This window comes from Bacillus sp. RO1 (assembly GCF_012524115.1).
Taxonomy (GTDB): Bacteria; Bacillota; Bacilli; order Bacillales; family Bacillaceae_I; genus Sutcliffiella_A.
In genome coordinates this window covers 1-12,127 of sequence record NZ_JAAZWB010000046.1, presented here as the reverse complement: position 1 = coordinate 12,127, position 12,127 = coordinate 1, and the positions used below count along the sequence as shown (strand labels likewise).

12 protein-coding genes are annotated in these 12,127 nt (G+C 40.0%); 7 read left to right on the top strand and 5 right to left on the bottom strand.

All coding sequences use genetic code 11. From position 1 onward, the window contains the following. Positions 1–98: 98 nt before the first annotated feature. A complete protein-coding gene (locus HC179_RS04675; RefSeq protein WP_168863282.1) occupies positions 99–350 on the bottom strand; it encodes a spore germination protein GerPB in 252 nt (83 codons plus the stop codon). A gap of 22 nt (positions 351–372) precedes the next feature. After that, positions 373–594, bottom strand: coding sequence for a spore germination protein (locus HC179_RS04670; RefSeq protein ID WP_148989432.1), 222 nt, complete (start codon positions 592–594; stop codon positions 373–375). 163 nt (positions 595–757) lie between these two features. Here HC179_RS04670 and HC179_RS04665 point away from each other — a divergent pair, with 163 nt between their 5' ends. Continuing rightward, on the top strand, positions 758–1,933 hold the full coding sequence (locus HC179_RS04665) for a DUF418 domain-containing protein (RefSeq protein ID WP_168863281.1): 1,176 nt from the start codon (positions 758–760) through the stop codon (positions 1,931–1,933). Positions 1,934–1,952: 19 nt separating this feature from the next. On the opposite strand, the gene HC179_RS04660 is transcribed toward HC179_RS04665, so the two are convergent. Then, a complete protein-coding gene (locus tag HC179_RS04660) occupies positions 1,953–2,132 on the bottom strand; it encodes an aspartyl-phosphate phosphatase Spo0E family protein (RefSeq protein WP_168863280.1) in 180 nt (59 codons plus the stop codon). Positions 2,133–2,279: 147 nt separating this feature from the next. Here HC179_RS04660 and HC179_RS04655 point away from each other — a divergent pair, with 147 nt between their 5' ends. Continuing rightward, a complete protein-coding gene (locus HC179_RS04655) occupies positions 2,280–3,197 on the top strand; it encodes a fumarylacetoacetate hydrolase family protein (protein WP_205825225.1) in 918 nt (305 codons plus the stop codon). A gap of 66 nt (positions 3,198–3,263) precedes the next feature. On the opposite strand, the gene HC179_RS04650 is transcribed toward HC179_RS04655, so the two are convergent. Then, a complete protein-coding gene (locus tag HC179_RS04650) occupies positions 3,264–4,457 on the bottom strand; it encodes an ornithine--oxo-acid transaminase (protein WP_168863279.1) in 1,194 nt (397 codons plus the stop codon). 156 nt (positions 4,458–4,613) lie between these two features. Here HC179_RS04650 and HC179_RS04645 point away from each other — a divergent pair, with 156 nt between their 5' ends. Continuing rightward, positions 4,614–4,958: a DUF1516 family protein gene (locus HC179_RS04645; RefSeq protein WP_168863278.1), complete on the top strand. Its 345-nt coding sequence runs from the start codon at positions 4,614–4,616 to the stop codon at positions 4,956–4,958. Between the two features lie 64 nt (positions 4,959–5,022). On the opposite strand, the gene HC179_RS04640 is transcribed toward HC179_RS04645, so the two are convergent. Next, entirely contained in the window at positions 5,023–5,601 is a 579-nt protein-coding gene (locus tag HC179_RS04640) for a DUF2777 family protein (RefSeq protein ID WP_168863277.1), read from the bottom strand. A 246-nt stretch (positions 5,602–5,847) separates the two neighbouring features. Here HC179_RS04640 and asnB point away from each other — a divergent pair, with 246 nt between their 5' ends. The 4 genes from asnB (at position 5,848) to HC179_RS04620 (ending at position 11,809) form a co-directional block, all read left to right on the top strand. Then, a complete protein-coding gene (gene asnB / locus HC179_RS04635) occupies positions 5,848–7,698 on the top strand; it encodes an asparagine synthase (glutamine-hydrolyzing) (RefSeq protein ID WP_168863276.1) in 1,851 nt (616 codons plus the stop codon). A gap of 286 nt (positions 7,699–7,984) precedes the next feature. Continuing rightward, positions 7,985–9,511: a phytoene desaturase family protein gene (locus HC179_RS04630; protein ID WP_168863275.1), complete on the top strand. Its 1,527-nt coding sequence runs from the start codon at positions 7,985–7,987 to the stop codon at positions 9,509–9,511. Next, positions 9,508–11,010: a phytoene desaturase family protein gene (locus HC179_RS04625; protein ID WP_168863274.1), complete on the top strand. Its 1,503-nt coding sequence runs from the start codon at positions 9,508–9,510 to the stop codon at positions 11,008–11,010. Before HC179_RS04630 ends, HC179_RS04625 begins: the two co-directional genes overlap by 4 nt. Beyond that, on the top strand, positions 10,976–11,809 hold the full coding sequence (locus HC179_RS04620) for a phytoene/squalene synthase family protein (protein ID WP_168863273.1): 834 nt from the start codon (positions 10,976–10,978) through the stop codon (positions 11,807–11,809). The genes HC179_RS04625 and HC179_RS04620 overlap by 35 nt, the downstream gene beginning before the upstream one ends. The last annotated feature ends 318 nt before the right edge of the window (positions 11,810–12,127 follow it).

Below are 12,127 nucleotides of genomic sequence, written 5' to 3'. Positions count from 1 at the left end.
CCGACCACCCCTTTCATTGGTTGCTGTTGAAGTGCTATTAGAATCATCTATAATACTTTATGCAAACATTGAAAATGGGTGAATGCCCAGAATATTCATTACCTTGACCCTGTTAAAGGTACAGGAAATTCTAAAGCACTCGGAGGTATGTCGTTTTGCTGTTCCTGTTCCTGCGCTATTTCAGCACTGCTGACAGGTGCTGGTCCGGTGAAATTTCCTGTGTTGTACAGGTTAGATAATGATTTAATAACTCCTGCGCTGCCGATTTGAAAAACGGAGGAGTTTGATATACCTCCTATTTTTAAATGATGGATGACAATACTTTGATTGATAAAAAAATTGGAAGCCATGTGCGTCCCTCCATATTTCGATTTACATATTCAATGCCACCGGCTGATCATTGACATCTTGGTCATAGGTGTTGGTCTGGCTGTTGGTGTTGCTTACAGATATATTGTCTCCGGTGTTGAAGCTTCCGGCTCCTGCAAATGTTTTGGCGGAACTGACTGGGGACATTTGAAAAACATCCCCGATATGAAAGACCCCGGAGTTACCGATGCTGTTAACATTTACAGCTCCGACGATTGCTGGCATAACGTTAACTCCTTTTCTGTGCGCTTATGGTATATCCTATGACATTAGCCCTGTATGGTGAGTGGAAACTGAAAAAGGAAAAGAGGATTTGGTGATAGGAATATAAAGGAAAAAGAGCTATAATATTCTTTATGAAAGAAAGAACGAAAAGGGAGGATTCTACATGCAAGGGGCACCCATAGAAGAAAAAGAGAGAATAGTAGCATTAGATATTATAAGGGGAATTGCAATATTAGGCATTTTTCTAGTGAACATGCCTTCATTTTTTGCTCCAATGCTATATGTAAACATAAAAACATATTGGACAGATACACGGGACATTTTAGTGATGAATGGCGTGGATATTATTGCCCAAGCAAGCTTTTATACGCTCTTTTCATTTTTGTTTGGGTATGGTTTTATTATTTTTACATCGAGAGTAGCAGAAAAAAACCTCTCTGTACCGAAATATTTTTCAAGAAGATTGTTCGTATTATTGGTGATAGGAATCATTCATGCGTTTTTGATCTGGCATGGTGACATTCTTATTACCTACGCTTTATGTGGTTTTCTTTTATTGTTAATGAGGAAAATGTCATCTAAAGCGATGGTTTGGACGGGTCTGCTTCTAATTGTGATTCCGACGGTACTGTTGTCATTATTAATGCTAGTAGTAACCTTAACGATGGGGGATACAGATCTCTATTCCACATTTGAGGCAAATGCCGCCCAATCTTTACAGGTATATGCCAATGGAACATTTATGGAAATTACGAAACAACGGATTGCCGATTGGTCTTTCGTTAATATTGCGAACTTCTTCTTTATAGTATTATCAGTATTACCGATGTTCCTGTTTGGAGCGGCAGCAGCAAAGTCCAAATGGTTGGAAAATGTGGAGGAAAACCTCTCATGGATGAAAAAACTCTGGATTGCAACCTTTGTTTTGGCAGTTATATTTAAGTTGCTACCATATTACACTGCTCAAAATTACACAACAGAATACTTACAGGACGGGTTAGGTGGACCTGCAAGTGCACTTTTCTACTTTTTATCTATCGTTATGGCAAGTAGAACAGGGGTCGGCATGAAATTATTGTCCCCTTTTCAGTACGTTGGAAAAATGAGTTTAACAAACTATTTGTTTCAGTCCGTTGTTTGCTCGCTTATATTTTACAGTTATGGACTTGGCTTTTATGGTTCCTTTACTCCGTTTTATGGGGTATGGCTTGTTCTTGGGATTTATATCTTCCAAATTATCATTAGCAGAGTTTGGGCTGCCAAATTCTATTTCGGTCCGATGGAGTGGTTATGGAGAGCGGGTACTTACGGCACTAGGCCAAAATTTAAAAAGATGTGAGCATAGGCTTCACATCTTTTCATTGTGCCAACGTATATTTATTTTGATTCTCCAATAAGCGTAGTTGCTGTTGCGATTGTTTATTTAGTAGTACATCGAGTTCTTGGCTGCATTTCACTGTTTGAGAAGCAGTGAATCCGTATTCTTTTGCGCAATGAATCATTTGCTGTCGTTTTAATTCAATTTTTAAGGCTAACATTTGCTTCTACTCCATTTATAATAAGATTAAGTTACGCAAGCGGTTGTCCCTATTATGGCACGGCTCAAACAAGAAAAAAAGCACTTCGATAAAACAAGTCATAATATAACAAATTACTACATAATCACTGTGTTTGTAGAGGGAAGGATGAGTCCACAAGTGCATTTATTATTGATGGAAATTAACGGAAAAGTTAAGATCGGACTAACCGACGAAGCACAACTATTTGTCATCGATCTTCAAAAAGCGCATGAAGCTAAAGGAGAAGAAAGTATATGGCCATCCACTCTATTGCAAGGGATAGAAGCTGGGGAAGAGTTTGTCGCCAATGTTGCGAGCCTTAGAGACTGGGTGTTCACACAACGAAATTCTAAGGACTATTTTATCCCTATGAAAGAGGTCAGGCTTCATGCGCCGGTCCGAAGGCCTCGAAAGAACATTTTTTGTGTAGGGAAAAATTACCGTGAACATGTACTGGAGATGGGTAGCGAAGAGGATATTCCTGAACATATTATGATATTTACGAAAGTTCCCACTACCGTAATTGGCCACGAAGAAATCATTCCTTTACACGAAGAGGTAACCGGGCAATTAGACTATGAAGGGGAATTAGCAATAGTAATCGGAAAAGCAGGAAAGGCTATACGTAAAGAAGATGCAATGGATTATATCTTTGGCTACACAATTGTGAATGATATTACGGCTAGAGATTTGCAAAAACGTCATAAACAATTCTTTCTTGGTAAAAGTTTAGATGGAACATGCCCAATGGGACCAGTCATAGTGCATAAATCGGTGATAGATGATCCACAATGTTTGAAGATAAAAACTGTGGTGAATGGGGAAGTCCGTCAACTTGCTTCCACGGACCAAATGATTTTTTCCATCCCGGAAATAATAGCAACTATTTCTAAAGGGATGACCTTAGAGCCGGGAGATATTATCGCGACCGGAACTCCTGCTGGGGTTGGTAAAGGATTTGATCCACCACGTTTTTTAACCGGGGGAGACTTAGTAGAAGTGTGTATAGAGAAAATTGGTACGCTAAGAAATACGGTCAGTTAAGTTACATTGAATCAAGCAAAAAAGCTTCCTGCTAGATTTAGTTCATTCTAGCAGGAAGCTTTTTCGTTATGATAGAACTTGCTTCACTTTTTCTATAGCCCAATCTAAGTCTTCTTTAGAGATAACGAGTGGCGGTGCAAAACGGATTACCGTTTCGTGAGTTTCTTTGCATAATAATCCTTCTTCTTTCAGCTTTTCGCAGTAAGGACGAGCTGCTTCCGTCAATTCTACTCCTATAAAGAGGCCGCGGCCGCGAACTTCTTTGATGATAGGGTTTTTAATGGTACGTAACTCTTCCATCATATAGTTACCTAAGTCATAAGAACGTTCTACCAATTTTTCTTCTTCTAATACTTCCAATGATGCCATGGAAACTGCACAAGCTAACGGATTTCCTCCAAAAGTGGAGCCGTGCGATCCTGGATTGAACACACCAAGAATATCTTTGTTTGCTGCCACGCAGGAAATAGGGAATACTCCTCCGCCAAGCGCTTTACCTAATATGTACATATCAGGCTCGACATTCTCCCAGTCACAAGCGAATAGTTTCCCAGAGCGGCCAAGGCCGGCCTGGATCTCATCTGCCACATATAAAACATTATTAGCTTTACATACCTCATAAGCTTCAGAGAGGAACCCTTCGGCTGGTATATTGATGCCTGCTTCACCTTGGATAGGTTCAAAGATGAACGCCGCAGTGTTCGGTGTAATGGCACCCTTAAGTGCTTCGATGCTGCCATAAGGAATCACCTTGATACCAGGGAGCATCGGACCGAAGCCTTGTTGATACTCTTCACTAGAGGACATGGATACAGCCGTCATGGTACGTCCGTGGAAATTATCTTCACATACAATGATTTCTGCCTGGTTAGCTGGCACGCCTTTCACATCATAAGCCCAGCGACGAACAGCTTTAACGGCAGTTTCTACAGCTTCTGCCCCTGTATTCATTGGTAACACCATATTTTTCTTCGTTACCTCAGCCATTTTCTCATACCAAGGACCAAGTTGGTCGTTGTGGAAAGCGCGAGATGTCAAGGTAATTTTATCTGCTTGATCTTTTAACGCTTGAATGATTTTTGGGTGGCGGTGCCCTTGGTTGACTGCGGAATAGGCACTTAACATGTCCATGTATTTATTGCCTTCCGGGTCTTCTACCCATACTCCTTGTGCCTTGGAAATCACAATTGGAAGCGGGTGATAATTATTGGCGCCAAATTTCTCTGTCATACTGATGATATCGTGTGTTTTAGTTGTCATAAATGAAGTACCTCCATTATTGAATGTAATGGTTTACAAAGGTATTATATCATTGTTAATATTCAAAATCTTATATTAAGGTAATTTACTTAGTTTTTTTCTGTCTCTATGGTATGATACTAGTAGTTTTGATTGAAATGAAGGAGGTTGGTAGAATTGACACATGCACATATTTCAACATGGGCAATCGCACTTATTCTGTTTGTCGTAGTACTTTTTTTAACAAAAGCAGGGAAAGAAAAAGGTGCTAAGATAACAGCGATGGTACTTAGAGTGTTCTACATCTTGATCGTTGTGACAGGCTTGCAGCTTGGTTGGACATTGATCACAAACGGGCAATATCTATTGAAGATGGTACTAGGTATTGTGGTTATCGGTTTGATGGAAATGATCGCAGTCCGCACTAGGAAAGGTAAATCCACCGTTGTGGTTTGGGTTCTTTTCGTGGTCGTATTGGCATACATTCTCCACTTAGGCTTCAGCCTTCCAATGGGTGTATAATTGGCAAATTTAAAAGCTTGAATCCTTATTAAATAGGGATTCAAGCTTTTTTACATTTGCCGTTCTATTCAGCTTTTCTGCGTTCCATATTAGTAAACATATATCTTTTGCCGGTTTGCAGGGTATATTCAAATCGGTCGGTTACTGACTTTCCTCTAGAAAAGTGATGTTGAACGGAGCATATAAATGTTTCATTATCATAAACGAGAAAATTTACTCCGGATGGCTCCTTTATATTATCCATGAACTGCATGGTGTTATAGCAATAGATGCAGTCATAAATGGAGATATTGGAGTTGTTCAGCAGGGTGGTGAATTTTGTAAACGCATCCTCGGACAGTTCTTCAAGCCATTCCATATAGGGCTGGGGAAGTCTTTTACGGACACGCACGGCATCTCCATTGTTTAATTCATATAAATGTTTGGTATGTAATACAACTTGACCGGTTTCTAATAACACCCCCGGTACCCATTCGTTCGAAAAGAGTATCTCTATGCCTTCTTCTGAAATCTCTTCTAAAAGAAATGCTTCATCGTCCTCAGCTTCAAAGAAAATCCATTGTTCGTTTATATTTTCAATGGTACCGCATGTATAGGAGCGTTTCTGTTCGTAAATAATGTTTTTCCTTTTTTGAAGATTCACAGTCGTTTCCTCCAGTAGTCAACAAGTTTTGTAGGGGTAAACCTTTGTGTCTGCCATTCTTCCCTAGTTGTGATGCCTTTAAACTAGACGCATTTTTATTACTTTACCCACTTTTCAGAGGAATATTGAGAGGAGGACAGACAAAGAAAAAAAGTGAAAGTGTTTCTAGAATTCATGGTATAAGCACTCCTGGCATAGTATAGAACACCCGTAGTTTGCTTAAAGCAAAAGGAGTGGATGGACAATATGTGCGGTATTACTGGATGGATAGATTGGAAGAAAGAAATTAAAGATCAGAAAGATATAGTAAAAAAAATGGCGGAAACGTTATCTTTACGTGGACCAGACGACACAAATATTTGGATGGACCGTCATGTGGGATTTGGCCATAAACGTTTAGCTGTTGTTGACCTTGAAGGCGGTAAGCAGCCAATGACAAGGAATAAAGCGGAGAATAACTATACTATCTGTTATAACGGTGAGCTTTATAACACAGAAGATATTAGAAGAGAATTGGTAAAGAGAGGCTATGGTTTTAGAGGGCATTCTGACACGGAAGTTTTACTGACGGCTTATATGGAATGGAAAGAAGAATGTGTTCATCATTTAAATGGAATTTTTGCATTTGCGATTTGGGATGAAAAAGAAGAAAAGTTGTTCATTGCACGAGACAGACTTGGGGTGAAACCATTATTTTTTCATCAAGGGGAGGGGATGTTGCTTTTTGGATCCGAACTGAAAGCACTTCTGGCCCATCCGGAAGTATCGAGTGAAGTTGGATATGATGGATTAGCAGAAATCTTCGGACTTGGACCTTCACGTTCTCCTGGTCATGGACTTTTTCATCAAATCAAAGAGCTCCGCCCGGCGCATTTAATGATTATGAGTAAAAGGGAAGGTCTAAAAATCAAGCGTTACTGGAATGTGGAAAGTAGGCCGCATACGGATAGTTTCGAGGAAACCGTGGAAAAAGTGCGCTATTTGTTCACAGATGCTGTTACAAGACAACTAATATCAGACGTGCCGGTATGTACATTTTTATCTGGAGGCTTGGATTCTAGTGCCATAACAGCAATTGCTGCAAATGCTTTTAAGAATGAAGGCAAGCCGCCATTAAATACTTATTCCATTGATTATGAGGAAAATGAAAAATACTTTAAAGCAAATGAATTTCAACCAAATTCCGATGAGAAATGGATCATGAAAATGACGGAAACCTTTGGTACCGTTCATCACCGTTCCATCATCTCACAAACAAACCTCGCAGCGTATTTAAAAGAAGCAGTATTAGTAAGAGATCAACCTGGTATGGCGGATATAGACTCTTCCTTACTATGGTTCTGCCGGGAAATCAAACAAAATTATGTCGTGAGTCTTTCTGGGGAATGTGCAGATGAAATCTTTGGAGGATACCCATGGTTCCACAGACCAGAAGATCTTGCATCAAGTAACTTCCCTTGGATGCGTTCCACCCAGGCCAGAATGGAACTGCTTCGACCTGAATGGAGAAGCAAACTGAAACTAGATGAATATATTACTTCTAAATTTGAAGAAACGGTTGCGGAAACGCCTAGACTTGAAGGTGAGAGTCTGATAGAAGCGCGTAGACGCGAGTTGTTCTATTTAAATATGATTTGGTTCATGACAACACTACTTGACCGCAAGGATAGAATGAGCATGGGTGCAAGTTTAGAAGTTCGTGTTCCATTTGCTGATCACCGTTTGGTGGAGTATGTCTGGAACATCCCGTGGGAAATGAAGATGCACGGCAACAGAGAAAAGGGAATTTTAAGGAAGGCTTTGGAAGGCATACTACCTGATGAAGTACTTTACAGGAAGAAAAGTCCCTACCCTAAAACCCATCATCCGGTATATACAAAAATGGTTAAAGGTTGGCTAGAAGAAATTCTGGAAGATTCGAATAGTCCTTTACTTGAATTTATGGATAAAAAGAAACTGAAAGATATCGTTTCATCAGAAGGTCAAGCATTTCAGGTGCCTTGGTTTGGTCAGCTGATGACTGGTCCTCAACTATTAGCCCACCTCGCACAAATTCATGTATGGTTTACACATTACGGTGTAACAATAAAGGAATAAATTGCTAAGTATGATTAAATGTGTTTTGATTAGAGTGTAGAAACTCTTTATCGTATTAAAGAAATAAAAGCTCCTGAATAGGGGTTTTTATTTTAATATTAGTGTGTACAAGCCCCTTATTTCTGTTGCAGATTATGAAAAAAACATCATCCAAATGCCGTTTCAGCACGTTTTTACATAGAGAGAGTGTTATTGATTGTAAGGGTATTTAAAAATATGTATAATATTTGTATAATCTTTGTTTAATGGAAAGACGGTTTGTTTGGAATGAGGAGGCGTACTTAAAATGAGCAAAAAAATAGTAGTGGTTGGAGCAGGACCTGGTGGTTTGGCAGCTGCCATGATGCTCTCTGCAAATGGCTATGAAGTGACCGTTATGGAAAAACAACCTTATGTTGGAGGAAGAAACTCTGCAATAACATTAGGGGATTTCACTTTCGATATGGGGCCAACCTTTTTAAGTATGCCTCAAATAGCAGAGGAGATTTTTGAAGAATCAAGACGGAACATGCATGATTACATGGAAATGAAAGAATTGAAAGAAATGTATGAACTTGTTTTTCCAGATAAATCATTTATGGTCACTCGTGATAAAGAGAAAATGAAAGAAACCATTGAACGGTATTTTCCTGGGGATGGAGAGGGATATGACCGATTTATGTCCGAAACGGAAAAGCGTATGGACGCCCTTACTCCAATTCTTCAAGGGAAAATGGATCGTTTCTATCATTATCTCCAATGGAAAGTCATTAAAGCGTTACCGCAGCTAAGCCTTGGCAGCAGTTTATATGATCAATTAAGTAAATACTTTCAACAAGAACAACTCAAACTTGCGTTCACTTTTCAATCAAAATATTTAGGAATGTCCCCGTGGGAATGTCCTGGTGCCTTCTCCATTCTATCTTGGATGGAACATGCATATGGAATCTATCATCCAATCGGAGGGGTCAATCAGCTTTCTGAAAGCATGGCAAAAGTGGTGAAAGAATATGGTGGCAAAATTAACCTTGGTACAGGGGTTAAAAAGCTTTGGCTAGAAGGTCGAAAAGTGAAAGGTGTCATTATGGAGAATGGTTCAAAAGTGGAAGCAGATGAAGTGGTGGTTAACGGTGATTTCGCCCATGTGATGACAAATTTAGTGGACGAAAACGTATTACAAAAATACAGTAAACGGAAGCTTGAGAAGAAAAAGTATTCCTGCTCTACCTTCATGATTTATCTTGGGCTCGACACCGTTTATAATCTACCGCACCATAGCATCATATTTGCTGAAGACTACAAAAAGAATGTAGAAGAGATAACCAGAACAAAGAAGCTATCAAGTGACCCTTCCATCTATGTCCAGAATGCTTCTGTGACAGACCCTACACTTGCCCCTGCAGGAAAGTCTGCCCTATATATCCTTGCACCTGTTCCTAACAATTTCAGTGAGATAGATTGGCAGGAAAATAAAGATAAGTTTCGAGAGTTAGTATTTGAGACACTGGAGAAAAAAAGCGGATTTAAAGGACTCAGAGATCACATAGAAGTTGAAAAAATCATCACACCTGCTGATTGGGAAAAAGAAGTGCTTGTATACAAAGGGGCTACCTTTAACCTCGGCCATCAACTAACGCAAATGATGGTATTGCGGCCGCATAATAAATTTGAAGAACTTGAAAACTGTTGGCTTGTTGGTGGCGGTACACATCCAGGAAGCGGATTACCAACCATTCTCGAATCTGCGAGAATAACAACACGACTGTTAAGGGAAGAGCATGAAACCCATTCTCAAAAAAGCTTTCAAGCGCAAAGATTGGAGAAGGCTCAATGAGTAAGCATATAGCAATTGCTGGAGCAGGTATCGGTGGAATGATTACAGCCCTTTTACTTAAAAAGCAGGGTTTTCACGTTAGTATATTTGAAAAAGAAAAACAGGCAGGAGGTCGGCTGGCCTTTGTCGAAAGGGAAGGGTACCGGATAGACCAGGGCCCAACCATTGTCCTCTTGCCCGATATGCTTAAAGAAATACTGGCACAAGCGGGAGTGTCCAAAGACGCTTGGGAACTAATAAGCCTTGCCCCCCTTTATACCATTCATTTCAAGGATGGCAAGAAATACACAAAATTTAAAGATGTAAACACTCAACTATCCGAGTTGTCAAAGCAGTTTCCAGGCGAAGAAGTAGGATTTAAGCAATATATGACAGACATGAAAAAGAGTTTTGAAATTGGGAAAACCTCGTTCCTGGAGAAATCGTTTACGCGAAAAAGAGATTTTTGGACGGGGAAAAACCTTAAGACCCTGCTTAGGTTAAAAGCTTATCATTCAACTAAAAAATTTGCAGGTACCTATTTCAACGACGAACGTCTCCGTGAAGCGTATTCCCTTCAAACGTTATATATCGGAGGTAATCCACAAACAGCTCCTGCCATGTATAGTTTAATTCCGTATAGTGAACATGAACATGGCATCCACTATGTGAAAGGAGGCTATGCGTCTCTCGTAGATGTGCTAGTGGAAACGTTGAAAGCTAGCGGAATACCACTGCACCTTTCCAGTAAGGTGGAAAATATTCAAAAAGAACAAGGACGCGTTAAGGCCATTAAAGTTAATGGTGAGAGTATTACGGTTGATGGGCTCGTTTGGAATGGTGATTTTCCTTCTTCAGCTTTACAATTCAATATTGAAAAAGACTATGAACCTTCCTCAGGATGCGTTTTGTTTTATTTTGGATTGGATGGAATCTATCAGAATTCAGATGTTCACCAATTTTTCATGGGTGGAAACTTCGAGCAGCATATGAGAGAAGTGTTTAAAGAGAAGAGGGTACCCACAGATCCTTCCTTTTATACATTCAATCCAAGCGTAATCGATTCCACATTGGCACCAGTTGGAAAAAGTGTTTTGTACGTCCTTATACCGGTTCCGTCTGGCAAGCATATAGATTGGAGCAAGGAAACGGCATTTAAAGACAGGATGATGAAGAACATTGAAAACAGAGCATTTCCTGAATTGACAAAAAGAATGGAATGGATGGAAGTAAGAACACCGAATGATGCCGAGCTCGATGGATTGTTTCAAGGTGGTAGCTTCGGTATCGCTCCGAATTTATTTCAGTCTGGTGTTTTCAGACCTCAGGCTAAACCAAATTCTAATTTAGAAAATGTTTATGCAACCGGTGCATCTATACACCCGGGCGGTGGTATACCAATTGTTATGCAAAGCGCTAGGCTTGCAGCAAACCAGATTATCCATGATTTTGCCCATCATTCATCTGCAAAGGATGTGAATCTCAATGAACGACTTAATGAAAGCATATCATCATTGTGAATCCATAATTAAAGAACATTCTAAAACATTCTATAAAGCATTTATGCTCCTGCCTAAAGAAAAGAAACAGGCGGTATGGGCTGTTTACGCGTTTTGTCGACAGGTTGACGATATCGTGGATGAAGGGGAAAATCCGAAAGAAGAGCTTTTTGAATTCAAAGGAATGTTTGCTTCTTTTTTAAATGGAAAACTGCCGTCTGAAGATCCAATGTGGTTAGCTCTTCAGGATGTTTTCGTTAGGTACGAGATGGACGTACAATCCTTTCATGACATGATAGTTGGCCAGGAAATGGATTTATATAAAAAAATGTATTTCACTGAAGAAGAAGTTCTTCATTATTCCTATCATGTGGCAAGTACCGTTGGGTTGATGCTACTTCCGATTCTGGCTCCTAAGAAAAAAGGTGCATTGCGAGAGGATGCCATTGCGCTCGGGCAGGCGATGCAGATTACTAATATTCTTAGAGATATCGGGGAAGACCTTGAGCGAGAGAGAGTCTATATTCCAATCGAAATGTTGGAGAAAGCGGGCTATTCACTGGATGACTTGAATAAGCATATTGTGAATAATAAGTTCATATCTGTGTGGGAAGAGATGGCAAATAAAGCAGAAAGTCTTTATGAACAGGCGATGAGCACTATTCATCTGTATCCCATGCATTCGAGAACTCCTGTTAAGGGAGCGGCATATTTGTATCGGGCGATACTTGGTTCGATACGGAAGAAGGGGTATTCAGTATTTAAGACGAAGCATTATGTTTCCAGAGAGGAAAAGCAACAAATCATTTCCCAAATGTAAAAGAGGCTGGGACAAAAGTGTTTTAGTCTAAATGAGACCCGAACTAATTTGAAATCTCAAATTAGTTCGGGTCTGTTTTCGTTTAAAAGATACATTTAGTTTTTGGGAGCACCAGCTGTTGATTGGAGCAAAAGGCGAAGACTCCTGAGGGAGATAGAGGTAGCTTGAGACCCCGCAGCGGAGCGAGGAGGCTCAAGCACCGCCCCTAGGAAAGCGAAGCCATTTGTGGAAATCAACAGCGTTATTTAGAGTCGATACCTATGATAACTATATTGTTCGTCTTTTATTAAGGTTTTTTAGTTTTGTCCCAGCCTCTTT